The organism is Plantactinospora sp. DSM 117369, from assembly GCF_053764795.1.
The window spans coordinates 9,812,095-9,836,475 of record NZ_CM132446.1; the positions used below are offsets into that span (position 1 = coordinate 9,812,095).

The window sequence follows — 24,381 nt, forward strand, 5'->3', positions numbered from 1 at the left end:
CTGGCGGGTGTCCGCACCATGTCACGGCGTCCCGGCTTCTCACCCCCTGACCCTGGAGCAGGCATGCCGGTGCAATCCCGCCGACGTCCCCCACGGCCCGCCGCGACCGTCCCGCCCTCCCGCGCGGCCGCGTCGGTCGGGTCCGGTGCGGCTCTCGACCACTGGGCGGAGGCGCCGAACGGCACCGGCGGAAAGGCCAACGGGAGCAAGGGCAAGGGTGGCAAGAGCGCCCGGCGCCGCAAGACCCCGCTCTGGGCCCGCCTCACGCTGGTCTTCGGCGCCGTGCTGATGCTCTCCAGCGGGGTGGCCATCGTCGGCATGCAGGTCGTGATCGACCAGGCGACCAGCACCATCCAGCAGGAGAACCTGCTCGGCGCCGCGAGCAAGTCCGACGCGGACGGCGGCAAGGACCTTGAGGGCCCGATCGACCTGCTGCTGCTCGGCATCGATGCGCGGGCCCGGCTGGACGCCGACAACGTCCGGGCCGACACCATCATCGTGCTGCACATCCCGGCCAGCCACGACCAGGCGTACCTGCTCTCCATCCCGCGCGACACCGAGGTGCAGGTGCCGGCGTTCAAGAAGAGCAGGTACGGCGGCGGCACCGCCAAGGCGACCGAGGCGTTCTACCACGGCGCGCAGAACGGCGGCGGGCTCTCCGGCGGCGCGCAGTTGATGGCGCTGACCATCAACAAGCTGACCGGGATCAGCTTCGACGGCGCGGCGATCATCAACTTCAGCGGATTCAAGAAGATCATCGACGCCCTCGGCACCATCCCGATGTGTGTGCGCCAGGAGGTCAAGTCGCACCACATGAAACTGGTCGACGGCAAGCCGATGTGGAACCACGAGGCCGACAAGGCCAGCGGCGTCAAGAAGCCGGTGGTGCACAAGAAGGGCTGCCGGCAGATGGAGGGTTGGGAGGCGCTGGACTACTCGCGCCAGCGCTACGGGCTCACCCACGGCGACTACGACCGCCAGCAGAACCAGCAACAGCTGATCAAGGCGATGGCCAAGAAGGCCATGAGCGACGGCGTGATGACCGACATCGGCAAGCTCAACCAGTTGATGAAGGCGGCCGGCGAGGCGCTGATCCTGGACACCAGCGGCACCCCGATCGCCGACTTCATCTTCACGATGCGCGGCGTGGCCGCCAACGACCTGGTGCTGCTGCGTACCAACGACGGCAACTTCGCCGGCAACGGCAACGGTCGGGAGACTCTCAAGCCGATCAGCCAGCAGATGTTCACGGCGGTCAAGAACGACAGGTTGGACGAGTTCATCATCAACAATCCGACCGTGCTAGCGCCGAGCAAGTAGGCCACGGCGGACATCGCCAGCGAAAATCTCAAAAGCCACTAGACGCTCAAACCGGGCCCCTAGCCTGAAGTGAGGAAGCTTCACTCAGCCGGGTCCGGGGAGGGGTCACGTTCACACCCAAGCGGGCAGTTCCGGGTCAACCCGGGCAGCCAGGACGCGTCTTCGGCACCGGGCGTACCGGTGGACCGGAACGTGCGCGACGGCACCCACGCAAGGCGCCGGCCTGGGCGAAGGTGGCGCTGGGGCTCGGCCTGGTCCTGCTGCTGGTCTCCGCAGCCGGCGGCGCCGGCCTGCACATGCTGGCCAACCGCTACGACAACAGCGTGGTCAAGCAACTGCTCCTCGACCCGGCCGCCCGGGGGGAACGGGGCGACGTCGCCGGCCCGCTCAACTACCTGCTGGTCGGCTCCGACGAGCGCCCCGCCGCCAGCCCCGGCGACGACCAGCGGTCGGACACGATCATGATCGCCCACCTGCCCGCCGGGCTGGACCGGGCCTACCTGATCTCGGTACCCCGGGACCTGCTCGTCGAGATCCCGCCCGCACCGGCCGTCGGCTGGCCCGGCGGCTCCGACAAAATCAACTCGGCGTTCCAGTACGGCGGCGGTGGCCAGGGCGGCACCCGACTGCTCTCCGCGACTCTGAGCCGGCTCACCGGAATCCGCTTCGACGGTGCCGCCCTGGTGAACTTCGCCGGCTTCCAGCGCGCCATCGACCTGCTGGGCGGGGTGCGGATGTGCGTCGACACCCCCGTCCGGTCGATACACACCCGACACGTCTTCGAGGCCGGCTGCCACCAGATGAGCGGGGCACAGGCGCTGGACTACGCCCGCCAGCGGTACGACCTGCCGAACGGCGACTTCGACCGGCAGCGGCACCAGCAACAACTGCTAAGGGCGATGATGGACAAGGCCACCACCACGGACATGCTCCGCAACCCGCTCCGGCTGGACCAGGTGATCCGGGCCATCGGCTCCTCGTTCACGGTCGACACCAACGGCGTACCGCTGGAGGACCTGGTCTTCGGCCTGCGCCGGATCCGCTCCGACGCGCTGCGCGGCATCCAGCTCCCGTCCCACTCCGAGATGATCGACCAGGTCTCGTACGTCCTGCTGGACGAGCCGGCGAACACCCTGTTCGACTCGATGCACGCCGAGGACCTGGACAACTGGGCACAGCAGCACCCGAAGTGGGTCAACCGGCTCTAGCCCTCCGGCGATCTCCCGGGCAGGCTCTACCCTTGGTAACCGTGTTCGCAGCCAACATTCCCGCCGTGACCGCCGCCGAGGTACCCGCCGACGCCTACCTGCTCGACGTACGGGAGCCGGACGAGTGGACGGCCGGGCACGCGCCCGACGCCCACCACCTGCCGATGATGGAGGTGCCCGCACGGATGTCCGAGATCCCGACCGACGCCGACGTGGTGGTGGTCTGCCGCTCCGGCGGCCGCTCCGGCCAGGTGGTCGGCTACCTGATGCAGAACGGCTGGGACAACGTGCGCAACCTCGACGGCGGGATGCGGCAGTGGGCCGCCGCCGGCCGCCCGCTGGCCAGCGAGGACGGACAGCCGGCCCGGGTCATCTAACCCGACCGGTGGGCACCGTGAGCGCGAGGAGTGAGCCGGGGTCGCGCGCCCCGCAGCGCGAGCCGGGGTTGCGGGTTCCGCGGCCACGGGAGTCGGGCGGAGTACCGGAACGCCGGACGCGTCCGCTGGTCTTCGCGCACCGCGGCTCCTCGGCGGCGATGCCGGAGCACACCCTGGCGGCGTACCTCCGGGCGTTGGCCGAGGGCGCGGACGGGCTGGAGTGCGACGTACGGCTGAGCCGGGACGGGCACCTGGTCTGCGTACACGACCGGCGGTTGGAGCGGACCAGCAACGGCCGGGGACCGGTCGGGGCGTACACCCTGGCCGAGCTGGAACGGCTCGACTACGGCTCGTGGCACAGCGGGGCCGCGCCCGACGGCGATCTGCCGCCGGATCCGGAGCGGACCCGGCTGCTCACCCTCGACGCGCTGCTCCGGGCGGTCCGGGCCGCCGACCGCGAGGTCGAGCTGCTGATCGAGACGAAACACCCGGCCCGGTGCGGCTCCGGCGTCGAGCGCCGCCTGATCGCGCTGCTGGAGCGGCACGGGCTGGCCGACCCCCGGCCGGACGATCCGGTACGGGCGACCGTGATGTCCTTCTCCCCGCTGGCCGTACGCCAGATCCACCGGCTGGCGCCCCGACTGTCGACGGTACTGCTGCTGGAGCTCGCGCCTCCCGGGCTGCGCCGGGGGCGGCTGCCGTTCGGTGCCCGGATCGCCGGCCCGAGCCTCAAGCTGCTCCGCACCCGCCCGCAGCTCGTCCCGGCCCTGCACCGGGCGGGCAACCGGGTCTACGTCTGGACCGTCAACGACACCCCCGAGCTGGACCTGGCGCTGGCCTACGGGGTGGACGGGATCATCACCGACCGGCCCGCCATGGTCCTCGACCGGCTGGGCCGAGCCGGGTCCGATCGCTGAACCGAGCCGGGGTCCGACCGTTGGGCCGGACCGGGCGACCGCCGGACCGGGCGGTCGCCCGGCCGGGCCTCGGCCGGAGCACGCCAGCCGGATGACGGTACTGCCGAAAGACCCGCCGAACGGGCAGACTCGGAGCATGCCGGAACGCCCCGATTACCCCTGCCTCATCGCCGGCCACGCCGAGGTGATGGAGATGCTGAACACGGGCGAAGTGGGTCTTCCAGTGCTCAACCGGCTGTTATGGGTCGCCGCCCGGGCGCTCCACGCACCCGGCGTCGCGTTCGTCGAGTTCGGCCCGAACGGCGGCCGGGTGGTCTCCGGCAACGGGGAGTTGGACTGGGCGGTCGGCCGACCGATCCCGATCGTCGAGCAGCCGACCGACGAGCTGCTCTGCGCCCCGGGAGTACGCGCGATGAGCGTCGACGTCCTCCCGCCCGACCTCGCCGAGGAGCTGGACGGGCGCGGACTGCGGCACATGCTCGCCGCCCAGGTCGAGATCGGCGGACTGACCATCGGCAACCTCTACGCGCTCTATCGGGACGCCGAGCCCCCCGACGACCCCGAACACCGCTCGACGCTCGGCTTCCTGGCCGCCACCGCCGCGCACATGTACGGCGACCAGGCCGGCCTGCCGGTGCACGGCGACGGCACGGTGGTCGCGGCGCTGGCCGACGGGCTGGCGATCGTCACCCGGGACGCCACCGTGCAGCTCTGGAACCCGGCCGCCGAGAAGGTCACCGGGCTGCGCGCCGCCGAACTACTCGACCGGCCGCTGCCCTTTCCGGTGCCGCCGCCCGGGCAGGTGCTCGACCACCGGCTGCCGGACGGACGCTGGCTCAAGATCACCTCTGGCGAACTGCCGGGCACGGCGGCATCCCGGGTGGTGACCTTCCGGGACAGCAGCGACCAGCACATCCGCGACCACGACCGGGACCTCTTCGTCGCGGTGACCAGCCACGAACTCCGTACTCCGGCCACGGTCATCAAGGGGTACGCCGACACGCTCGGCACGCACTGGGAGTCGCTCTCGGACTCGGACCGCCGGCAGGCGGCCGGGGTGATCGGCCAGCGAGCCGGCGAGCTGGCCCGACTGGTGGACCGGCTGCTCGCCACCACCAACGAGGCCGGCCCGGTCGGCGGCTCCCCGCCGATCCCCTTCGACCTGCTCGACACGCTCCGGGCGGCCGCCGCCGACCTCCCGGCCGAGCTGCGCCACCGGCTGGTCATCCAGCTTCCGGAGAACCTGCCGAAGGCGCTCGGCGACCGGGCCAGCCTGGCGACGGTACTGACCGAACTCACCACCAACGCCGGCAAGTACTCGCCGGACGGCTCGCCCGTGCTGCTGACCGCCGAGGCCGACCGGCGGACGGTGGCGTTCCGGGTGAGCGACCGGGGGATCGGGGTACGTCCGGAGCATGTCGAGCGCGCATTTGAACGGTTCTGGCAGGGGGAGTCCGGCGACCGACGCCGCTATCCCGGCGCTGGCCTGGGGCTCTACCTCGTACGCCGAATCGTCGAGCGACAGAATGGGTGGGTTTCCCTTCGCCCGCGCGACGGGGGCGGTACGGTCGCAGAGGTACGGCTGCCCCGAGGCTGAACCGAGGTCGCCCGGTGCCGCCGTGCCCCGGTGGTCCGTCGAGGAGGCACTTGGAGTGTCGAGCGTCTCGACCGAACGATCGTGGTGCCTGCTGGTGCCACAGCACGCCCAGGGTGCGCGGACCGCCCGGCACCGGCTCGGCGCCGAACTCGACGGTGCGGTCCCGACGGCGCTGCTCGCCGATGCCGAGATGGTGGCGGCCGAGCTGCTCGGCAACGCCGTACGGCACGCGCCGCCGCTGCCCGGTGGGATGATCCGGCTGACCTGGCTGCTGCGTACCAGCCCGACCGCCCACACCGTGGAGATCCGGGTGACCGACGGCGGCGCCGCCGGCCCGCCCCGGGTGCGCCAGGTCGGGCCGGAGGCGACGGACGGTCGGGGGCTCCTCCTGGTGGCCGCGCTCGCCACCGACTGGGGGGTCGAGCGCGACGGGCTGGGGCAGAGCGTCTGGGCCCGGCTGGTGCATCCGGTCCGGCACACTGTCGCCGTCCCGTGACGCGCCGGTTGGCGGCTGCAGAAGAGCCGCCGACGGTCAGCCGCAGGTGACCCGCCGGTAGTGCCGCCGGGTGTCCGTGCCCGCCCGGTTGCGCCTAGGCTGTCTCGCCGTGGGCAAGCGTCGAAAGAGTTCCCGGTCCGCCGCGGCGGACGCCAGCAGCTCCGCGAGCGGGGAGAACCGGGCCGAGAAGCGGCAGAAGGTACGGGACATCTTCGTGCCCCGCCCCTTCGAGGGGCTGACCGACGAGGCGGAGTGGATCGCACTCCGTGAGCTGGTGCCGGCGGCCTCCGCCCCGCTGACTCTCGCGCCCCACCTGGCCGAGGAATTCGGGGACCGCCCGGTCACCCTGGCCACCGTGCTGCCGATGGCCACGCCCGCGATCACCAAGCCGGACGGCCGGATCATGATCGGTCTCCAGCGGCACGTGCAGTCCGGCGACGTCTCCCGGGACCTGGCCGAGGCGCTGCTCTGCGCCCTGCGTACCGAGCCCGGCGGCACGGTCTCGGTGCCGGCGCTGCCCGGCGAGGGTCCCCGGCTGCCGGACGTGCTGGTCGACGGGCCGCTGGACATCACCATGCACGAGGGGTTCGAGTTCTGGCTCGACCCGGGGGCGGGCGACGATCCCAACGTCAAGGCGTCGCTGGAGCGGGCCAACGCCTCGATCTACCCGACGGTCCGGCTGGCTGCCGCGCCGGCCGCGTACTGGTGCCAGGTCACCGACAAGAGCCACGTCCGCTGGGTGTTGCCGGATGACGAGGACGCCGCGCTGGACGCCCTCTCCCGGCTCTCCGCCGCCGGTGAGCTGCCGCTCGGCCCGCAGACCCGGTTCGCCGGGATGTTCCGGGCACACGGCCGGCTCGTACCGGTCTGGGACATCCCCCGGGACGCCGCACCGGAGTCCTGGGAGGCCCCGCTGGCGGACTTCGCGAAGCGGTACGCCGCCGCCCTGGCCGACCCGGCCCCGCTGGACGCTGCCGGTCGCCGGGCGAAGCAGGGGCTGCTCGGCCGCCAGCTCACCCTCCGCTAGCTCTCACCCTCGACCCGTCAAACCGACGGTCATCGCCGCAGGCGAGCGATCGCCTGCGGCGCTGTCCGCAGTTGCTGTAGAGCGGTATCCAGTGCCCCGTCTTTGACGGTTGATCGTGTATGTCACCCGTTGCTTCCGGTTGGTGTGGGGTTGGGGTACCTGCCGGGGAGACTGTCGAGCTGCCCCGCTTGTGCGCCCACCCACCCCCGGGCCGTCCGGCCCGGTCCCCAGGCCGTCCGGGCCGTCCGGGCCGCCCGAGCCCGGTCCCCAGGCCGTCCGAGCCCGGTCCCGCCGGCCGCTCGCCCCGAACCGCATCACCACACGCCGTCTCGACAAGCCGCTCTCCGTGCCCCGTCTGTGCACCCGGCTCGACAGTCCGCGCACCGACTACTCCCCGGTCGGCCGTCGGGGCCGCTCATCCTGGTCAGCCGGGCCGTCCGCCCAGCGATGCCGGTGCCACATGACGCAGCCCGGAACGGTGATCCGGGTGGCGGATCTTGGAGATGATCGCAAAGGCGGGCTTGCGGCGGCTGCGTCTAGCGGAACGGAGCGACCGATCGGGACCCCGAGCGGCAGCCTCGGCAGGCCGCCGCAGTGACTGGCCAACCACCCTCGTCAGCATGTGTTGACGATTTTGCCGCCGTCAGCATATGCTGACGACATGTCCGCGATCGCCGACCTTGACCGGGCCGTACACGGCAGTGACCCCGACGTCACGCTGCCGGCGGTCGCCCGACTTCGCCGCCTGGTGGAACAACTGGAGGCCGACCAGGTCGCGGCGGCCCGCCGAGCAGGCTGGTCCTGGCAGGACATCGCCGTCCGGCTGGGCGTCACCAAGCAGACCGTGCACCGGAAATACCGCCGCAACCAGGAGGTCTGATGTTCCGAGGCGATCACCCCGAGCTCCGCCGTACGGTGGGTCGGGCCCTGGCAATGGCCCGCGATCTCGGCCATCCCCGGGCCGGCAGCGAGCATCTCCTGCTCGCCCTCGCCGCGACGGATCACCCCGTCAGCGCGGCCCTGGACCGGCACGGCGCCACCGAGGCGGCCATCCGCGAAGCGGTACGCCAAGCCGCGCCGCTGGGCGCCGGAGCCGCCGCCGACCGCGACACCCTGACACCGCTCGGCATCGACGTGGACGGGCTCATGTCACGCCTGAGTCCGGCCGTACTGGACCGGGCGACCGCACGCGAGCCGCTGCTGCCGTTCGGAGCCGCCAAGGCACGACGGCGGTGCGCTCGAACCAGCCCGCCCCTCGGGCTCGACGCCCAGGCGGCCTACGAAGCATCACTCCGGCTCGCACTCGCCCGCCGGGACCGCGAGCACCGGCCGGAACACCTCGCCCTCTCCCTCGTCGCGCTCGATCCCGGGGCAGCCTGGGCGCTGCGCGCTGCCAGGGTGGACACCCCGACCCTGCTCGCCGACCTGGCCGACGCCTTCCCGCCGCCGTCACGCAACCCACTGCTGCGCGCCGAACGCCGGATCGGCCGGCAAACACGCGGCCACGACCTGGTCCGGCGTTACCAGCGTACGACCGGGCGCACGGTCACCTCAGGTAGCACGGTCACCGCACTCATCACCGGCTGACACCGAACGGGTCCGCTTCAACTGTGGCGAAAGCATCCGGCGACCGGGCGGGTCGGCCTCATCACCTAGAGGGTGCTCCCGCGCGTAGTGGCTCCCGGACGAGGGGGCAGGACATGCAGCGCGGCCCGCCCCGGCCCGAGCCGAGTTCGGAACCGGCGATCCGGATCACCTCGATACCGGCCCGTTCCAGTTGGGCGTTGGTCTCCACGTTCCGCTCGTACGCGACGCAGAGCCGGGGCGCGAGCGCCAGTGTGTTGTTGCCGTCGTCCCACTGCTCGCGTTCCGCCATCACCGGGTCCAGGCCGGTGTCGATCACCCGGAGCGTGTCCAGGTCCATCGCGTCCGCCGCCGCGCGCAGGAACGGTGCCGGCCCGTCGAGCTGGAGATCACCGTCGGTGCCGGCCACCACCGTGTACGCCGAGAGCGTGTCGGCGATGTTCGGATACATCAGTACCGCGTCGACGTCGACCATCGTGCAGACGGTGTCCAGGTGCATGGTGGCGCGCTCCTGCGCGATCGGCACCACCAGGATGGTGTGCGCCAGGCGTGCGTCGAAGACCCGGCGGGCCAGCCGCTCCGCTCCGGCCGGGGTGGTGCGCTCGCCGACCCCGACCGCCAGCACCCCGGGGGCGAGCAGCAGTACGTCGCCGCCCTCCAGGTGCTCCAGGCCGGGGCCGTACACGAAGGAGGTGCCGGCGAACCGGGGGTGGTGCCGGTAGATCGCGTCGGTCAGGCTGGTCTCCCGGCCCCGGGCCGGCATGGCCAGGCTGGTCACTGCGGCATGGTCGCCGATCCAGGTGGAGGAGTCCCGGGTGAAGAGCAGGTTCGGCAGCGGGTCGATCACGAAGTCCAGCCGGTCCATCAGCCGGTAGACCAGGCCGCCGCCCCGGCCGCCGAGCCGCAGCTCCTCGTGGGCGAGGCCGGCGATCAACACGTCGGCCAGCGCGGCCGGATCGAGGTACGACAGGTGCTCCGCCACCCGGCGCCGCAGCGTGTCACCCAATCGGGTGTCGGCGAGTACCCGCTCGGTCATCTCGGACCGCGCGTCCGGCACGGCCAGCGTCTCGGCGAGTAGGGTTCCGATGTAGAGCACCTCGACGCCGCGCCCGGTCAGCGCGGCGGCGAACGCGTCGTGCTCCTCCTGCGCCCGCCCGACCCAGGGGATCGCGTCGAAGAGCAGCGAGTCGTTGTTCCGGGGCGTGAGTCGGGCGAGTTCAGGCCCGGGACGATGCAGAAGTACGGTGCCGAGACGCCCGACCTCGCTGTCCACGAAATGGGTCATCCTCGCAGCGTAGGCCAGCAGTTGGCACCATCCGGGAAAAAGGGCTTCGGGTGAATAGGGCATTCATCCACACTCACTCCGGTGCTTCGACTTGCCGCTCCCTAGGTCTGGCCACGTACCGTAGTGAGGAGATAACTTCGAGGGACCTTTTGCCGGAGGTCACGATGACTGTCTTTTCTGCACGATCAGCGGTTCCCGCTGCGCGGGCCCTCCCTCCCGCGCCGGTCAACCAACTTCCCCCTCTGGAGGCCGTCCGGCCGACACCGATGGACTGGGCCCGTCGGCGTCGCGCGGAACGGGACGCCCGCCGGATCGAGGCCGCCGGTGCCCGGGCGCTGAGCCGGCTCGACCACCTCGGTCCATCGTGGCACGTGGTCGACTGGCCGCGTACCGAGATGACCGAGGCGAGCATGCTCGACCTGGACTACCGGTCCCGGGACGAGCGCGCGGGCTTCCTCGCGATCGGTCCCAGCGGACTCTTCGCGGTCACCGTGGCCGACCACGGCCGGTCCCGGGTCCTGATCGCCGGGGACGTCGTGCAGATCAACGGCAAGCGGCCGGCGTACGTGTCGGAGGCGCGGCGGGACGCGAAGCGCGCCGCCAAGGCGCTCTCCAACGCGGTCGGCCTGACCATTCCGGTCACCCCGGTGCTGACCTTCGTCGGCTCCGGGGTGATCAGCGTGTACGGACTGCCCAAGGAGTGCCTGGTGGCGACCCACCGGGAACTCGACCGGCTGCTCGTCGCGGGCGGCAACCGGATCAGCGCCGCCACTGCGGAGAAGCTGTCCCGGGTCGCCCAGTCCCCCTCCACCTGGCTGAACGCCCCGTACCGGTCCGCGGCGGACTACCGGTGGTACGAGGAGGGCCGAACGGCGGCTGACAAGCACGCCGGTCGCCGGTAGCGTCACGAGCCGACGCCACCCGCCGGGCGGCGCCCCGTCGCCGCCCCAGGGGCCGTGGGGTGTGTGCCGTACCGGCGGGGGCTGCGGGATGGCCCGACCGGCCGGCGCACCGCGGGGGTCGCGGCCCCGGTAGGCACCGGCTAGCGTGGGGCGTGGTGCGGCAAATAGGAGGCGCGGTGGCCCACGTCGAACTCTCGATCTCGGAGGCGTTCCCGACGCCGGCGACCCCGTCGCTGGGGCACCGGTCCACCGGCTTCGACGACTCCACCGGCTTCGACGACTCCACCGGCTTCGACGACGCCGACGGGCGAGGTCACCTCGACGGGTTCAGCCGGTGGTCCGAGACGGTCTCGGCGGCCGCCGAGCCGTGCCTGCTGATCGACCGGGAAACCACCATCGCCGCCGTCTCGCCGTCCTGTTGCCAACTGCTCGGCCTCGGCACCCCGCTCGACGCGCTCGGCCTCCCGCTGCTCGGCAGCGGGCTGCGGCTGCTCGACTTCACCGCCGCCCGCGGCGAGCTGACCGAGCAGGACGTCGAGAAGATCCCCCCGCTGCTCGCCCTGCACTCGGGCCGGCTCGCCCGGGGGCTGCTCCGGGTGCGCTGCCCCGAGGCCGACGGGCCGGACGCCACCACGGTGGACGCGATCGCCACCCCTGTCCTCACCGAGGGCCAAGTCGCCGGCTCGCTCACCTTCTTCTCCGAGGTCTGAGCACCCTTTTCCGGGGTGTGAGCACCCTTTTCCGGGGTGTGAGCACCGCCTGCCCGGCCCCTGGGCGGGCCCGCCGGCCGCCGGCCGGCGAGGGGCGGCTCTCGGGGGTACGCCGGTCACCGGTTGGACAGCTCCGCGAGACGTACCGGCCACCCGGAGGTTGCTGGGCAGGTGACGCGCGTCGCGATCTGGCCCTTCCGCAGGGCGGCGGTGTTGGGCCGGTGCCGTACCCCCCGTAAGGTCTCCTCATGCTGGACATCGCTCTGCTGCCGGAGGAGTACGCCGTGTGTCGGCTGCCCGCCGGCTCACCGGTGCCGGCCGGCCTACTGAGCCCTCCGGCGGACTCCGGCGTGCTGTCGGTGACCCGGAGCGGCGCCGAACTGTCGATCATCTGCCGCGCCGACCAGGTCCCGGCCGACGCCACCGCCGAGACACCGTGGCGCTGCCTCCGGGTGGCCGGCCCGCTCGACCTGGCGCTGACCGGGATCCTCGCCTCCCTGGTCGTCCCGCTGGCCGACGCCCGGGTCAACATCGTGGCGTTCTCGACGTTCGACACCGACTATCTGCTGGTCCCCTCGGTACGGCTCGTCGAGGCGCTCGCCGCGCTGCGGCAGTTCGGACACCGGATCACCACCTGAAGCGTGGTCGATCACGCCGACGCCCTACCATTGGCGGGGCCATCCGCCGCACCACCCACGGCAGCCACCTATGCCCGAGGATCCGGCCGTGCTCCGTCTCCCGTCGCCCGACCCCACCACCGGCCGGCTCCGCGCCGCCGGCGCCCTGCTCGGCTGCCTGGCCCTGGCCGGCTGCCTCGCCCTGGCGGCCTGTGGCGTTCCGCCCGAGCTCCAGACGCCCCGGGCCACTCCCACCCGGCCGACCCCCACTCCGACGGTCGGCCCCACCGGCACGCCGACGTCCGCGCCGAACCTGTCGCCGACGCCGACGCCGAGCCCCACCTCGCTGGTCGCCTGCCCGGCCGGCGGGCCGAGCCGCGACCAGGTGACCGCACTGCTGCGCCGCACCGCGAACCTGCCCCGCTCCGGCCGGGTCACCTACCAGACCGGGCCGCTCTGCGTGCAGGACTGGCAGTACAGCGTCGTGATGGTGGCCGACCGGGAGCCGTTGCAGGCGGTGACCCGGGGCCGCCCCGGGAACCTGCGGCTGGTCACCGCCGGCTCCGACGTCTGCACCATCACGGTCCGGGCCGAGGCGCCGCCCGCGCTCCGGACGACGGTGTGTGACGCACCCCCGCCCGCGTACGGCGGTTTGTAGGCTGGAGGGCATGCCCGGAACACCGCCGACCCGCTTCGTCTACCTGGGGCCCGAGGGGACCTTCGCCGAGCAGGCGCTGCGTACCATCCCGGCCGCGGAGCGCGGCACCCGTACCCCGGCGCGCAGCGTCCCGGAGGCGCTGGACGCGGTCCGGGCCGGTGACGCCGACGCCGCGCTGGTGCCGCTGGAGAACTCCATCGGCGGCGCGGTCCCGGTCACCCTGGACGAGATGGTCGACGGCGAACCACTGGTGATCACCCGCGAGGTGGTGCTGCCGGTCGAGTTCGTGCTCGCCGCGCCGCCGGGCCGGGCCCTCGGCGAGGTGCGCACCGTGGCCGCCCATCCGCAGGCGTCCACCCAGTGCCGCCGCTGGCTCCGCGAGCACTTGCCCGACACGGTCGTGGTGGACGTACTCTCCAACGCCGCCGCGGCGCTCGCCGCCGTCGAAGGCCAGCAGGACGCCGCGATCTGCGCGCCGATCGGCGCCGCCCGGCAGCGGCTGGCCGTGCTCGCCGACAAGATCGCCGACCATGACGACGCGGTGACCCGGTTCGTGCTGCTCAGCCGGCCGGGACCGCCGCCGCCCCGGACCGGTGACGACCTGACCTCGCTCGCCGTCTACATCGCGCACGACCGGGTCGGCGCGCTGCTCGCCGTGCTGATGGAGTTGGCGGTACGCGGGGTCAACCTGACCCGGATCGAGTCCCGGCCCACCGGCGAGGCGCTCGGCCGCTACGCGTTCTTCCTCGACTGCACCGGGCACGTCGCCGACGACCGGGTCGGCGAGGCGCTCCAGGGACTGCGCCGGATCTGCGCCGAGGTGCGCTTCCTGGGGTCGTACCCGAGGCATCGCGGGAGCACGGCGGTGGCCGAGCGGCCGGTCCCGGCGCCGGCCGGGCTCTCCGACGTCGACTACGCCGACGCGGCGGCCTGGCTCGCCCGGCTGCGGGCCGGCGAACTCTCCTGAGTCATGGTGCCGGCGCGCGGCGAGTCGGAGCGCATCGCCTGACGCCCTCTCCGACGCCTCACCGAGCCGATTGGTGATGCCGCGAGCGTGCCGTCGTCGCGGGGCAGCTCCGGTCCGGACGCCGGCGGCGAGCGGGGAGACCTTCGCGGCAGCAGAAGTTTCTGGCTGCGGGGTCTCTGACACCCGGCTGTACTCATTTAGACTCATCAATGGATACCCCTGGTTCACCAGCGGTACATGATCGGGCCGCCGGTGATAGAGGCACCCCCGCCACGCCTCGGTCCAGCCTCCGTCCCCGACAGACAGGACCGCTCATGACATCCGCAGTACGCCGGACCACCCTCGCCGGAGGGCTCGCTGCCGCCCTGCTGGCCGGCCCGCTCGCCGTCCCGGCCGTCGCCGCACCGACCGCCACGATCACCCTCAACGGGTCCAGCGCGAGCGTCTCGGGCAGCAACGTCACCGTCTCCGGTAGCGCCGTCACCATCACGGCTCCCGGGTCCTACCAGATCAGCGGCACGCTGAACGACGGCTACGTCAGCGTGGACACCGCCGCCACCGGAAACGTGGAACTCATCCTCAGCGGCGCCTCGATCACGAACTCGCGTTCCGCTCCGCTCTACGTCACCAACGCCAGCGCCGTCACCGTCACGCTGGCCGCCGGGACCAGCAACAGACTCACCGACGCGTCGACCTACACCAACACCGGCGAGCCGGACGCCGCGCTGTTCAGCACGGCCGGGCTGACCATTGGCGGCACCGGCTCGCTGGACGTACGCGCCAACTACGCCGACGGCATCGTCAGCAAGGATGCCCTGGTCATCCAGTCGGGCACGATCACCGTGAACTCGGTGGACGACGCCATCCGGGGCAAGGACTCGCTCACCGTCAACGGCGGCACCATCAACGTGACATCGAGCGGCGGCGACGGAATAAAGTCCAACGACACCGAGGACGGCAAGGGCGTCGTCACCATCACCGACGGCACGATCACCGCCGCCGTCGGCGACGACGCCGTCAAGGGCGAGAACGCGGTGAACGTCTCCGGCGGAACCATCAACGTGACCCGGTCGTACGAGGCGATCGAGGGGCTGCGGACGACGATCAGCGGCGGCACCGTCAACGCGGTGGCGAGCGACGACGCGATCAACGCCGTGGAAGAGGGTCTCGGGGACTGGGTCCCCTCCACGATCGCGTTCATCCGGGTCACCGGCGGCACGGTGGTGGCCACCGGCGGGACCGACGGCTTCGACTCCAACGGCGAGCTGACCTTCGCCGGCGGCACGGTGGTGGCCAACGGCTCCAGCACCGTAGGCGGGGGTGAGGGCGCGTTCGACGCCGACGGGCCGATAACCTTCACCGCCGGCACGGTGGTGGGCGCCGGCCTGACCTCGCTGGCCGTGTTCCGGGCGGTGCCGAACACCGGCCAGGGCTGGGTGGCCCCCCGGTTCACCACCAACCTCGCGGCCAACACCATCGTGCACGTCGTCTCCGGCAGCGCGGTGGTGGCCTCGTTCCGGTCGTCGCAGACCATCCGGGAGGTCGTCTTCTCGTCCAACCGGATCGCCAACGGCCAGCAGTACGACATCTACACCGGCGGCAGCGTCAGCGGCACCGGCATCGGCGGCTACTACGCCAGTGGCAGCATCACCGGCGCGACCCGGGTGTTGACCGGCGTCACCGCCGGGCGGTACGGCCGGTTCTGAGCTGTACCGGCCGGCAGGGGGCCGGAGGCGTCCCGGGCGGGGCGCCTCCGGCAGTCGTCAGTCCAGCAACTGGTTGAGCAGTCCGCCGCCACCGCCCTGCTCCTGGCGGCCCATGCCCTGGATCGGCGGCTCCTCGGAGGGCTGGACGATCACGAAGCCCTGCCCGGCGAAGCTCATCGTGAACGCCTCACCGGTACGCCGGCCGAGCAGCGTGCCGAGGCCGAGCTGCTCGGCCCGGTGGTAGCCGGTCTGCAGGCTCGCCGACCAGGCGACCGCGGCCTGCGGGTCGACGTACGTCGGCGCGTCGACGTTGAGCACCACCGGGGTGCCCTTGGTGGTGATCGCGATCCGGCCGTAGCCGCTGAAGACGCAGTTGAACAGCCCGGACGACGACATCATGCCGGCCCCGCCGACCATCTTGATGTCGTATTGCAGGGTGGAGTCGAAGGCGAGCACGCTGGAGCCGTTGATCGACAGTGCGTCGCCCGGCTCCAGGTCGATGATGTGCACGTCCGCCGCGTAGTCGGCCAGGAAGACGTCACCCCGTCCGCTGATCTTCATCAGCGGTACACCCTCGCCGGTCAGCTTCTGCTTGAGAAACTTGCCGAGCCCGCCCGAGCCCAACGCCTGGAACTGCACCTGCCCCTGGTACGCGACCATGGAGCCGACCCGGGCCATCGCCTCGCCGTTGAGTTCGATCTTCAGCATCTTGGAGTTCTGCAGCCGCATCCCGGGCTGGTGTGACTCCTTCTCCAGGTTCTCTGCCGAAAACAGCGCGCTGCGCATCACGTTCCTCCTGACGGGTGGAGGACCGAGGGTAGGCAACCGGCGCAACCAGGCAGTTCCCGGGGGCGGCCGTTCCCGGTGGTCAGGCAGGTCCGGGACCGGCCAGGCGCGGCCGAGGTCGCTGGTTCAGGCCCAGCCCAGGTCGTGCAGCCGGTCGTCGTCGATGCCGAAGTGGTGGGCGATCTCGTGCACCACCGTGATCGCGACCTCGTCGACGACGTCGTCCTCGGTGTCGCAGATCCGCAGGATCGGCCGACGGTAGATGAAGATCCGGTCGGGCAGCACCCCGGCGTAGTCCCAGCCCCGGCTGGTCAACGCGTGGCCCTCGTAGAGGCCGAGGAGTTCGGGGCCGTCCTCCGGCGAGTCGTCCTCCACCAGGATGACGACGTTGCTCATCAGGTTGAGCAGGCCCTCCGGCACCTCGTCGAGGGCCTCGGCGACCAGTTCCTCGAAACGCTCGCGGCTCATCTCGACCGGCACCGCCCAATTGTGCCGCACCTGACCGGGTGGGCCGGCGCCCGTCGTGAGGCGCGACGGCCGCCCGGACGCACCGGACGCACCACCAACGTCGACGATCGCGATGATCAGGGCCGGCGGCGCCGCGCTCGGCGGCGTACCGGGAAGTGCCCTGACCACCGCGATCGAGGGATGGGTGGGGAGGTTTCGCCAGGATCAGGCGGCGAGGCGGGCGTTGAGCGAGATCTCGGCCCCGGGCGAGAGCAGCCGGGAGATCGGGCAACCCGCCTTGGCGGCCTCGGCCAGCTTGTTGAACTCGGCCTCGTCGATCCCCGGCACGTCGCCGACGGTGTCGAGGTCGATCCGGGTCACCGTCATGCCGGCGTCGGTCTTGTCGAGGTGCACCTGGGCGGTGGTCTCGACCGAGGTCGGCGTGAATCCGGCGTCGGCGAGAGCCTTGGAGAAGGCCATCGAGAAGCAGCCGGCGTGCGCCGCGCCGATCAGCTCCTCCGGGTTGGTGCCCTCGCCCTCCTCGAAGCGGGACTTGAACGAGTAGTTCCCCTGCAACCCGCCCTTGCCGGTGCGGATCGTGCCGGAACCTTCGGTGAGATTGCCCTGCCAGCGGGCGGATGCGGTGCGGATAGGCATGGTGCCGACGCTAGCTCAAAGCGACCGGCGACGCGACGACCCCGGCCAGGACGCGGACCATCCGGGCCCATGGGTACGGGGCCGGTCCGCGGCTGCTGTGCCATCATCGATGGCAGGAGTCCGCCGTGGAAGGGGTCAGCGATGCCCGACGACGTCTCCATCCCCCGCCAGGACGGGCCGGACGGCCGTCGGGACACCGGCCCGGAGGATCCGGCACGCCCGGGCGACGACGCGGAACCCACACCGGACGGTGCCAGCATCGTGTCGTGGGGCGACCGCCCGGGTACCGGGGGGCGGGCCGGGCTGGCCCTGCGCCGGCTCGGCCGGGACAGCCGGTTGGTGCCGGTGGTCGGTGCCGCCGGGGCGGCAGCCGTCTTCGCCTCGCTGATCGGCGACTGGGCGGTCACCAGCATGACGGTCGAGGGCGCCGAGAACGCGGTCGCCCTGGGCAGCGGCGTGGTGGACATGTCGACGTTCGGCACGGCGTACCTGGTCGGGGTCTTCGGCGTGCTCGGCTGCCTGGCGCTGGTCCTGTTCGGCTCGCCCGGGGTACGCCACAACGCCCGGGTCGTCGGGCTGGCCGTGTCCGGGGCGGTGCTCGGGGTACTGGTCGCCACCACCGGCTCGCTCGACACCCTGGCCGACCGCTGGCAGATGTACGGCCAACTGGACGGGATGGTCATCGAGTACGGCCAGGGCCTCGTGCTGGCGTACGTCGGCACCGGCGGGTTCGGGCTGGCCCTGCTGCTCGCCGGGCGTTTCGTCCGGCGGAGCGCGGTCGCACCGGCGCCGGCCGCCGAGCCGGGCGCACCGGCCGGACCCCTGCCGGCGGAGGAGTCCGACTGGCCGTGGCGGCGGCCCCGGGCGGCCGGCACTGCGGAGGTGGCCGACGATGACGACGGCCGGCCGCCACCGATCGACCTGACGGTGACCCCGACCAAGCCGTTCGCGCACTGAGCCGTCCCCGCCGGCCGGGCTGGCACGGATCCGGCCAGGGCCACGGTCCGGATGCCGGGGACGGGGGCCGCCACCGCCCCGACCGGGCGGCGCGTCGGCCGGGCGTATCTCGATACACCTGCCCCGCCGCGCACCGGTAGGCTCGGTTCCCGTGATTGACCTGCGTCTGCTCCGCGACGATCCGGATACCGTACGTGCCAGCCAGCGTGCCCGTGGCGAGTCCGAGTCCGTGGTCGACGACCTGCTGCGGGCCGACGAGGAGCGGCGGGCGGCGGTCGGGCGCTTCGAGGCGCTCCGGGCCGAGCAGAAGCAGCTCGGCAAGCGGATGCCAAAGGCCGACCCGGCGGAGAAGGCCGGGCTGCTCGCCCGGACCAAGGACCTCTCCGCCGAGGTGAAGGCGGCCGAGGCCGCGGTCGGCGCGGCCGAGGCGGCGCTACGCCGGGCGCAGTACGCGATCCCGAACGTGGTCGAGCAGGGCACCCCGCCCGGCGGCGAGGACGACTTCGTGCTGCTCCGCGAGGTCGGCACCCGGCCCGAGATCGAAAACCCGCGCGACCACCTGGAGCTGGGCGAGGCACTGCGGGCGATCGACGTCGAGCGCGGCGCGAAGACCTCGGGCAGCCGGTTCTACTACCTGACCGGGGTGGGCGCACTGCTCCAGCTCGGCCTGCTGCAACTCGCCGTCGCCCAGGCGGTGGAGTACGGCTTCGTCCCGACCATCACCCCGTCGCTGGTCAAGCCGGAGGCGATGGAGGGCACCGGATTCCTCGGCTCGCACGCCAGCGAGGTCTACCGGCTGGAGGCCGACGACCTGTTCCTGGTCGGCACCAGCGAGGTGCCGCTGGCCGCGTACCACTCGGGGGAGATCCTGGACCTGACCGAGCCGGTCCGGTACGCCGGATGGTCGTCCTGCTACCGCCGGGAGGCCGGCTCGTACGGCCGGGACACTCGGGGCATCATGCGGGTACACCAGTTCGACAAGGTCGAGATGTTCTCCTACTGCCAGCCGGAGGAGGCGCACGACGAGCACCTCCGGCTGCTGGCCTGGGAGGAGGAGATGCTGGCCAAGGTCGAGCTGCCCTACCGGGTGATCGACGTGGCAGCGGGTGACCTGGGCAGCAGCGCGGCCCGCAAGTACGACTGCGAGGCGTGGGTGCCGTCGCAGGGCCGCTACCGGGAGGTCACCTCGACCTCCAACTGCACCACCTTCCAGGCCCGGCGGCTGAACGTGCGATACCGGGACGATCAGGGCCGCCCGCAGACGGCCGCGACCCTGAACGGCACCCTGGCCACCACCCGCTGGCTGGTACCGATCCTGGAGAACCACCAGCAACCGGACGGCTCGGTACGGGTCCCCAAGGCCCTCCAGCCGTACGTCGGCGGTCGGGACGTACTCGAACCGAAGTGAACCCCTCCCGGTGAAGAGCACTTCACACAAATGTCATGGAGCCACCCCGGAAGGTGAGATACGGTTGCTGCCCCGTCACCGCCAGCTGACCCGGTAGCAGCAGTTCCGGCGACTTCTCCGAGCCTGGCGGGCGGCGGGCTGGAGGAGGAGCCATGCCCCGACCCGGGTTGCCGAAGCTGATCGCCACCGACCTCGACGGGACGCTGGTGCGCACCGACGAGACCGTCTCGGCGTACACCCACGAGGTGCTGGACCGGGTCCGGGCCGCCGGCATTCCGGTGGTGGGCGCCACCGGTCGCGGGCCCCGGTTGGCCGAGCTCACCCGCAACGACATCCGGGCCGCCGACTTCCTGGTGATGGCCGGCGGCGGCCGGGTGGTCGACCAGACCGACCCGGCCGGGCCGGTGATCCTGCGGGACGAGCGGTTGCCCGGTGCGTCCCTGGCCGAGCTGCTCCGGGTGCTGGAGACCGAGGTGGGGCCGATGACCGTGATGGTCGAGGCGCTGGACGCACCGGGTGCCCCGCTCTGGGGTGATTTCGACGCGACCTGGCCGTACCAGGACCGGTTCGAGGCGCGGGCCCGGGTCGACTGCCTGGGCAGCGACGTGATCAAGGCGTTCGCCCGGACTCCCGACCACGACGTCGACACCCTGCTCGCGACGGCCCGCCGGCTCGTACCGGCGGAGCAGGCCTCGATCACCCAGGCCGGGCTCGGCTTCATCGAGATCTGCCCGCCCGGGGTGGACAAGGCGACCGGGCTGGCGGTGGTGGCCCAGACCCTCGGCGTCGACCCCGCCGAGGTGCTGGTCTTCGGGGACATGCCCAACGACCTGCCGATGTTCGAGTGGGCCGGCTGGGCCCGGGTGGCGGTCTCCAACGCCCACCCCACCGTGCGGCGGGCCGCCGACGAGGTGACCCTGCGCAACGACGACGACGGGGTCGCGGTCTACCTCGATCGACTACTCTCGCGTTGATGGGACGACTACCTCGGCTGGTGGCCACGGATCTCGACGGCACGCTGCTGCGGGCGGACCGGACGGTCAGCCCGCGTACCGTCGAAGCGATCTCGCGGATCTCCGCCGAGGGCGTCGGCGTGGTCCTGGTGACCGGCCGCCCGATCCGCTGGCTCCAGCACGTCTACGACCAACTGGGCCTGCCGCTGCCGACGGTCTGCGCCAACGGGGCGGTGGTCTACGACCCGGTCGCCGACCAGGTGCTCCGGGCCGACCCGCTCGCTCCGGACCTGCTCGCCGAGGTGGTCCAGCGGCTCCGCGCCGAGGTGCCCGGGGTGACCTTCGCGGTGGAGGTGACCGACGGCCGCGAGATCCGGCACGAGGTGGACTATCCGCTGAGCTGGGATCGGGGCTACCCCGACATCCGGACGATCGAGAGTCCGGCCGACCTGCACGCCGTACCGGCGGTGAAACTGCTGGCCCGGGCCGGCACACAGGACCCGGACGTCTTCGTGAAGGTGGTGGCCGGGGCACTGGCCGGGCTCGCCGAGGCGACCCACTCGTCGTACAGCGGACTGATCGAGATCTCGGCGGCCGGGGTGACCAAGGCGGCCGGGCTGGCCTGGTACTGCACCCGGCACGGGGTGGACGCCGCCGACGTGGTCGCCTTCGGGGACATGCCGAACGACGTACCGATGCTGACCTGGGTGGGCCGGGCGGTGGCGGTGGCGAACGCGCATCCGGCCGTACTGGAGATCGCCGGTGACGTGACGGCGAGCAACGAGGAGGACGGGGTGGCGGCGTACCTGGAGGCGCTGCTCGACTCCGACCCGGCGGGCGGCGCCGACGCCGCCGGACCGGGCAGCCACGCCGCGGACCGGATCGCCGACCCGGCCTGACCGGCAGCGCTCCGGTTCCGGCCCGGCCGGGCTCGTGGGCCCGACCGGGCCGATCGGTGGTCGGGGGAGTTAGAGGTACTGGCCGGGACCGGGACCCTCACCGGGTTGCCCGGCGTTGCCGCCCGGCATGCCCGGGAGTGTGCCGGCGGGGCCCATCGGCAGCGCGGGACGCCCACCGGAACGCATCTGCTCCAACTGCATCCGGGCCGCCATCTGCTGGGCGACCAGCGCCGCCTGGATGCCGTGGAACAGCCCTTCCAGCCAGCCGACCAGTTGGGCCTGGGCGATCCGCAGCTCCGCCTCGCTCGGCGCGGCGTCCTCGCCGAACGGCAGGGACAGCCGCTCCAACTCCTCCCGCAGCTCCGGGGCGAGCCCGTCCTCCAGCTCGACGATCGACCGCTGGTGGATCTCCCGCAGCCGGTGCCGGCTGGCGTCGTCGAGCGGCGCGGCCTTGACCTCCTCCAGCAACTGCTTGATCATGCTGCCGATCCGCATCACCTTCGCCGGCTGCTCGATCAACCGCGACGGGTCCTCGCCAGGCGTCTCGCCGTCGGTCGGCACGGTGCCGACCGGGCGCCCGTCCGGGCCGACCACCAGCACGGCGCCGCCGCCGGGGCGCTTGCCCGCTGGAGCCGAGTCGTCGTTGTCTTCCTGGGAACGTGGCACGTCGGTCATGCCCCCATCTTCCCGCAACGACCTCCCGCGACACGCGCCGCCCACCGCCGACGAGCGGGCGCGGTGCCGCTCCCCCTCCCAACGGCTGGTGGCGGTGCCCGCACCGTACGGTCGCACCATGGCCGAAGACCGTCCCGCCGCCCCTCCCGCCGATCCGCGGGAGGTGCTCGATCGGCCGGCGCCGCCACCTGACCTGCGACTGCGGTACGGCACCGACCCCGAGCAGGTCGCCGACCTGCGCCTGCCCGCCGCACCCGCCGGTCCGGCCCGACCGCTGGTGGTGGTCGTGCACGGCGGCTTCTGGCGGGCCGAGTACGACCGCCGGCACACCGGACCGCTCGCGGCGGACCTGGCCGGCCGGGGCTACCCGGTGGCCCAGTTGGAGTACCGCCGGACGGGGCAGCCGGGCGGGGGCTGGCCGGGCACCTTCGACGACGTCACGGCCGGGATCGCCGCGCTGCCCGGGCTGGTCGGGGCCGTGCTGCCGGCCGGCCGGATGGCGCCGGGCCCGCCGATCCTGCTCGGGCACTCCGCCGGTGGACACCTCGCGCTCTGGGCCGCGCTGCGTGCCCCGGCCGGGGTACTCGGGGTGCTCGCCCTGGCCCCGGTGCTGGACCTCGCCGAGGCGTACCGGCTGGACCTGGACGGTGGCGCGGTGGCCGCACTGCTCGGCGGCGGCCCCGAGGAGGTGCCGGACCGGTACGCGGCGGCCGACCCGGCCCGCGCGGCGGCACCCCCGATCCGGACCTCGATCGTGCACGGCACCCTGGACCAGCAGGTACCGGTGGCGCCGAGCCGCCGGTACGCTGCCAGAGCCCACGGCACCGACCTGCGCTTCGTCGAGCTGCCCGAGTGCGAGCACTTCGGGCTGATCGACCCACTGTCCCGCGCGTGGACCGTTGTACTGGCCGAGTTACATTGGCTAACTGGGAGATCAGGCGGCATTGACGCAGCACCGCGTTCCCGGTAGAACCCCGGGAGAGCTGCGCTCCCAACGCCGCTCCGGGAGGGATCCGTGTCGCAGATGGACCGCAGACGAGCGCTCAAGCTGCTGGGCTCGCTCGGCGCGCTCGGCGCCACCGGGCTGGCCGCCGCGTGCGGCCGGTCGGACGGCCTCGAAACCGAGGAGCCAATCAGCGACGAACCGGTGCGGATCGGCATGATCGTCGCCCAGTCCGGCGTCTACAAGCCGATCGGCGACGAGATGCTGCGCGGGTTCCAGCTCTATCTCGACCTGAACGACCAGCGGCTCGGCGGACATCCGGTCGACCTGGTCGTCGCCGACGAGGGCGAGACGCCCGAATCCGCTCGGGCCGCCCTGGACCAGCTCGTCAAGCAGGGGGTACTGGCGCTCACCGGAGTGGTCAACTCGGCGGTCATGCTCGGCCTGCGGGACGCCGTGGAGCAGGCGAAGATCCCGCTGATCGGCTCCAACGCGTCCCCGTCGACGTTGCAGAGCGTGGTCTACATCTGGCGTACGTCGTACATCAACGACGAGCCGGGGCGGGCGCTGGCGCCGTACGTCAAGGAGCAGGTCGGGGCGAACGGCCGGGTGGCGATCATCTCTCCGGAGTACGACGCCGGCCTCGACGCGGTGCAGGGCTTCCGGCAGAGCTTCGGGGAATCCGACGAGCGGATCTCCGACCCGGTGATCTGGACCGAGTACTTCCCCGGCAAGCCGCCCCGGAACGCCTTCGCGCCGTACATCACCCAACTGGTCAACCGCGATCCCGCCGCGATCTACTGCTTCTTCTCCGGCGACTCGGCGGTCGAGTTCCTCAAGAAGCTGCGCCAGGCCGGCTACCGCAAGCCGATCTACGCGCCGGGCTTCCTCACCGAGGGGCCGGTGCTCGGGCAGCTCAGGTCGCGTGAGGCCGAGGGCATCGTCACCTCGCTCAACTACTCCGCCGACCTCAACAACGCGGCCAACCGCCGGTTCGCCTCCGCCTTCCGCAAGGCGCACGGCTCGACCCCGACCACCTACGCGATGGCCTCCTACGATGCCGCGCAGGTGCTCGGCAAGGGGATCCGGATCGCCGGGGAGAACCTCAACCCGTTGCAGCTCAACCTGGCGCTCGGCCGGATCGGGCAGATCGACAGCCCGCGCGGCCCGTGGCAGTTCAACCAGCCGCGTACGCCGCAGCAGAAGTGGTATCTGCGCGAGGTGCAGTTGGACGGGCAGGTGCTGTCCAACGTACTGATCAACGAACTGGCGACGCTCGGCTGAG

26 protein-coding genes are annotated in these 24,381 nt (G+C 72.3%); 21 read left to right on the forward strand and 5 right to left on the reverse strand.

Annotated elements, in window-relative coordinates:
* Positions 1-63: 63 nt before the first annotated feature.
* The 9 genes from ACSMXO_RS42230 (at position 64) to ACSMXO_RS42270 (ending at position 8,529) form a co-directional block, all read left to right on the forward strand.
* The gene (locus tag ACSMXO_RS42230) at positions 64-1,320 is read left to right on the forward strand and encodes an LCP family protein (protein WP_455416190.1); all 1,257 of its coding nucleotides are present in this window, start codon (positions 64-66) and stop codon (positions 1,318-1,320) included.
* Between the two features lie 233 nt (positions 1,321-1,553).
* Complete coding sequence (locus ACSMXO_RS42235) at positions 1,554-2,528, forward strand: LCP family protein (protein WP_455416191.1); 975 nt, start codon at positions 1,554-1,556, stop codon at positions 2,526-2,528.
* 41 nt (positions 2,529-2,569) lie between these two features.
* Positions 2,570-2,905 carry a rhodanese-like domain-containing protein gene (locus ACSMXO_RS42240; RefSeq protein ID WP_346258112.1) on the forward strand — a complete coding sequence of 112 codons (336 nt, stop codon included), beginning with the start codon at positions 2,570-2,572 and terminating at the stop codon, positions 2,903-2,905.
* Positions 2,906-2,973: 68 nt separating this feature from the next.
* Complete coding sequence (locus ACSMXO_RS42245) at positions 2,974-3,822, forward strand: glycerophosphodiester phosphodiesterase (protein WP_455419440.1); 849 nt, start codon at positions 2,974-2,976, stop codon at positions 3,820-3,822.
* 136 nt (positions 3,823-3,958) lie between these two features.
* Entirely contained in the window at positions 3,959-5,419 is a 1,461-nt protein-coding gene (locus ACSMXO_RS42250) for a sensor histidine kinase (RefSeq protein ID WP_455416192.1), read from the forward strand.
* A gap of 88 nt (positions 5,420-5,507) precedes the next feature.
* On the forward strand, positions 5,508-5,915 hold the full coding sequence (locus ACSMXO_RS42255) for an ATP-binding protein (protein ID WP_455419441.1): 408 nt from the start codon (positions 5,508-5,510) through the stop codon (positions 5,913-5,915).
* A 109-nt stretch (positions 5,916-6,024) separates the two neighbouring features.
* Positions 6,025-6,942: a DUF5926 family protein gene (locus ACSMXO_RS42260; RefSeq protein ID WP_455416193.1), complete on the forward strand. Its 918-nt coding sequence runs from the start codon at positions 6,025-6,027 to the stop codon at positions 6,940-6,942.
* Between the two features lie 661 nt (positions 6,943-7,603).
* On the forward strand, positions 7,604-7,822 hold the full coding sequence (locus tag ACSMXO_RS42265) for a helix-turn-helix domain-containing protein (protein WP_346258116.1): 219 nt from the start codon (positions 7,604-7,606) through the stop codon (positions 7,820-7,822).
* Positions 7,822-8,529, forward strand: coding sequence for a Clp protease N-terminal domain-containing protein (locus tag ACSMXO_RS42270; RefSeq protein ID WP_455416194.1), 708 nt, complete (start codon positions 7,822-7,824; stop codon positions 8,527-8,529). Before ACSMXO_RS42265 ends, ACSMXO_RS42270 begins: the two co-directional genes overlap by 1 nt.
* 61 nt (positions 8,530-8,590) lie before the next feature.
* Here ACSMXO_RS42270 and ACSMXO_RS42275 read toward each other — a convergent pair whose 3' ends face one another.
* Positions 8,591-9,811 (reverse strand): arginine deiminase, encoded by a 1,221-nt coding sequence (locus tag ACSMXO_RS42275; protein WP_346258118.1) that lies wholly within the window; start codon positions 9,809-9,811, stop codon positions 8,591-8,593.
* Between the two features lie 164 nt (positions 9,812-9,975).
* On the opposite strand from ACSMXO_RS42275, the gene ACSMXO_RS42280 reads away from it, so the two are divergent.
* The 6 genes from ACSMXO_RS42280 (at position 9,976) to ACSMXO_RS42305 (ending at position 15,371) form a co-directional block, all read left to right on the forward strand.
* Positions 9,976-10,713: a hypothetical protein gene (locus ACSMXO_RS42280; protein ID WP_455416195.1), complete on the forward strand. Its 738-nt coding sequence runs from the start codon at positions 9,976-9,978 to the stop codon at positions 10,711-10,713.
* 176 nt (positions 10,714-10,889) lie between these two features.
* Positions 10,890-11,423: a hypothetical protein gene (locus tag ACSMXO_RS42285; protein ID WP_455416196.1), complete on the forward strand. Its 534-nt coding sequence runs from the start codon at positions 10,890-10,892 to the stop codon at positions 11,421-11,423.
* Between the two features lie 248 nt (positions 11,424-11,671).
* Positions 11,672-12,061, forward strand: coding sequence for an ACT domain-containing protein (locus tag ACSMXO_RS42290; RefSeq protein WP_318399993.1), 390 nt, complete (start codon positions 11,672-11,674; stop codon positions 12,059-12,061).
* 88 nt (positions 12,062-12,149) lie between these two features.
* Entirely contained in the window at positions 12,150-12,698 is a 549-nt protein-coding gene (locus ACSMXO_RS42295) for a hypothetical protein (protein ID WP_346258119.1), read from the forward strand.
* Positions 12,699-12,708: 10 nt separating this feature from the next.
* Positions 12,709-13,665 (forward strand): prephenate dehydratase, encoded by a 957-nt coding sequence (pheA, locus tag ACSMXO_RS42300; protein WP_455416197.1) that lies wholly within the window; start codon positions 12,709-12,711, stop codon positions 13,663-13,665.
* A 314-nt stretch (positions 13,666-13,979) separates the two neighbouring features.
* Positions 13,980-15,371 (forward strand): carbohydrate-binding domain-containing protein, encoded by a 1,392-nt coding sequence (locus tag ACSMXO_RS42305; protein WP_455416198.1) that lies wholly within the window; start codon positions 13,980-13,982, stop codon positions 15,369-15,371.
* A 57-nt stretch (positions 15,372-15,428) separates the two neighbouring features.
* Here the strand turns inward: ACSMXO_RS42305 and ACSMXO_RS42310 are convergent, their stop codons facing one another.
* The 3 genes from ACSMXO_RS42310 to ACSMXO_RS42320 all read right to left on the reverse strand — a co-directional run bounded on the left by ACSMXO_RS42310 (position 15,429) and on the right by ACSMXO_RS42320 (position 17,261).
* A complete protein-coding gene (locus ACSMXO_RS42310) occupies positions 15,429-16,157 on the reverse strand; it encodes an AIM24 family protein (RefSeq protein ID WP_346258122.1) in 729 nt (242 codons plus the stop codon).
* A gap of 126 nt (positions 16,158-16,283) precedes the next feature.
* On the reverse strand, positions 16,284-16,625 hold the full coding sequence (locus ACSMXO_RS42315) for a metallopeptidase family protein (RefSeq protein WP_346258123.1): 342 nt from the start codon (positions 16,623-16,625) through the stop codon (positions 16,284-16,286).
* Between the two features lie 204 nt (positions 16,626-16,829).
* Complete coding sequence (locus ACSMXO_RS42320) at positions 16,830-17,261, reverse strand: OsmC family protein (RefSeq protein WP_346258124.1); 432 nt, start codon at positions 17,259-17,261, stop codon at positions 16,830-16,832.
* A 141-nt stretch (positions 17,262-17,402) separates the two neighbouring features.
* Here ACSMXO_RS42320 and ACSMXO_RS42325 point away from each other — a divergent pair, with 141 nt between their 5' ends.
* The 4 genes from ACSMXO_RS42325 to ACSMXO_RS42340 all read left to right on the forward strand — a co-directional run bounded on the left by ACSMXO_RS42325 (position 17,403) and on the right by ACSMXO_RS42340 (position 21,478).
* On the forward strand, positions 17,403-18,218 hold the full coding sequence (locus tag ACSMXO_RS42325) for a hypothetical protein (RefSeq protein WP_455416199.1): 816 nt from the start codon (positions 17,403-17,405) through the stop codon (positions 18,216-18,218).
* 151 nt (positions 18,219-18,369) lie between these two features.
* Positions 18,370-19,626, forward strand: coding sequence for a serine--tRNA ligase (gene serS, locus ACSMXO_RS42330; protein WP_455416200.1), 1,257 nt, complete (start codon positions 18,370-18,372; stop codon positions 19,624-19,626).
* 152 nt (positions 19,627-19,778) lie between these two features.
* The gene (locus ACSMXO_RS42335) at positions 19,779-20,600 is read left to right on the forward strand and encodes an HAD family hydrolase (RefSeq protein ID WP_455416201.1); all 822 of its coding nucleotides are present in this window, start codon (positions 19,779-19,781) and stop codon (positions 20,598-20,600) included.
* Positions 20,600-21,478, forward strand: a complete 879-nt coding sequence (locus ACSMXO_RS42340) for an HAD family hydrolase (protein WP_346258128.1) — start codon at positions 20,600-20,602, stop codon at positions 21,476-21,478. Before ACSMXO_RS42335 ends, ACSMXO_RS42340 begins: the two co-directional genes overlap by 1 nt.
* 69 nt (positions 21,479-21,547) lie before the next feature.
* Here ACSMXO_RS42340 and ACSMXO_RS42345 read toward each other — a convergent pair whose 3' ends face one another.
* On the reverse strand, positions 21,548-22,153 hold the full coding sequence (locus ACSMXO_RS42345; RefSeq protein WP_346258129.1) for a bacterial proteasome activator family protein: 606 nt from the start codon (positions 22,151-22,153) through the stop codon (positions 21,548-21,550).
* 118 nt (positions 22,154-22,271) lie between these two features.
* On the opposite strand from ACSMXO_RS42345, the gene ACSMXO_RS42350 reads away from it, so the two are divergent.
* Both ACSMXO_RS42350 and ACSMXO_RS42355 read left to right on the forward strand, forming a co-directional pair.
* The gene (locus ACSMXO_RS42350; RefSeq protein WP_455416202.1) at positions 22,272-23,123 is read left to right on the forward strand and encodes an alpha/beta hydrolase family protein; all 852 of its coding nucleotides are present in this window, start codon (positions 22,272-22,274) and stop codon (positions 23,121-23,123) included.
* A 45-nt stretch (positions 23,124-23,168) separates the two neighbouring features.
* On the forward strand, positions 23,169-24,380 hold the full coding sequence (locus tag ACSMXO_RS42355) for an ABC transporter substrate-binding protein (RefSeq protein ID WP_455416203.1): 1,212 nt from the start codon (positions 23,169-23,171) through the stop codon (positions 24,378-24,380).
* Position 24,381 lies beyond the last annotated feature (1 nt).

What these genes read in the sequence shown, in the direction of transcription:
- ACSMXO_RS42340 (WP_346258128.1), top strand. Translation starts at nt 20,600, where the DNA reads ATGGGACGACTACCTCGGCTGGTGGCCACGGATCTCGACGGCACGCTG.
- ACSMXO_RS42280 (WP_455416195.1), top strand. Translation starts at nt 9,976, where the DNA reads ATGACTGTCTTTTCTGCACGATCAGCGGTTCCCGCTGCGCGGGCCCTC.
- ACSMXO_RS42305 (WP_455416198.1), top strand. Translation starts at nt 13,980, where the DNA reads ATGACATCCGCAGTACGCCGGACCACCCTCGCCGGAGGGCTCGCTGCC.
- ACSMXO_RS42345 (WP_346258129.1), bottom strand. Translation starts at nt 22,153, where the DNA reads ATGACCGACGTGCCACGTTCCCAGGAAGACAACGACGACTCGGCTCCA.
- ACSMXO_RS42320 (WP_346258124.1), bottom strand. Translation starts at nt 17,261, where the DNA reads ATGCCTATCCGCACCGCATCCGCCCGCTGGCAGGGCAATCTCACCGAA.
- ACSMXO_RS42290 (WP_318399993.1), top strand. Translation starts at nt 11,672, where the DNA reads ATGCTGGACATCGCTCTGCTGCCGGAGGAGTACGCCGTGTGTCGGCTG.
- ACSMXO_RS42250 (WP_455416192.1), top strand. Translation starts at nt 3,959, where the DNA reads ATGCCGGAACGCCCCGATTACCCCTGCCTCATCGCCGGCCACGCCGAG.
- ACSMXO_RS42350 (WP_455416202.1), top strand. Translation starts at nt 22,272, where the DNA reads ATGGCCGAAGACCGTCCCGCCGCCCCTCCCGCCGATCCGCGGGAGGTG.
- ACSMXO_RS42325 (WP_455416199.1), top strand. Translation starts at nt 17,403, where the DNA reads ATGCCCGACGACGTCTCCATCCCCCGCCAGGACGGGCCGGACGGCCGT.
- ACSMXO_RS42265 (WP_346258116.1), top strand. Translation starts at nt 7,604, where the DNA reads ATGTCCGCGATCGCCGACCTTGACCGGGCCGTACACGGCAGTGACCCC.
- ACSMXO_RS42230 (WP_455416190.1), top strand. Translation starts at nt 64, where the DNA reads ATGCCGGTGCAATCCCGCCGACGTCCCCCACGGCCCGCCGCGACCGTC.
- ACSMXO_RS42270 (WP_455416194.1), top strand. Translation starts at nt 7,822, where the DNA reads ATGTTCCGAGGCGATCACCCCGAGCTCCGCCGTACGGTGGGTCGGGCC.
- ACSMXO_RS42310 (WP_346258122.1), bottom strand. Translation starts at nt 16,157, where the DNA reads ATGCGCAGCGCGCTGTTTTCGGCAGAGAACCTGGAGAAGGAGTCACAC.
- ACSMXO_RS42315 (WP_346258123.1), bottom strand. Translation starts at nt 16,625, where the DNA reads ATGAGCCGCGAGCGTTTCGAGGAACTGGTCGCCGAGGCCCTCGACGAG.
- ACSMXO_RS42335 (WP_455416201.1), top strand. Translation starts at nt 19,779, where the DNA reads ATGCCCCGACCCGGGTTGCCGAAGCTGATCGCCACCGACCTCGACGGG.
- pheA (WP_455416197.1), top strand. Translation starts at nt 12,709, where the DNA reads ATGCCCGGAACACCGCCGACCCGCTTCGTCTACCTGGGGCCCGAGGGG.
- ACSMXO_RS42275 (WP_346258118.1), bottom strand. Translation starts at nt 9,811, where the DNA reads ATGACCCATTTCGTGGACAGCGAGGTCGGGCGTCTCGGCACCGTACTT.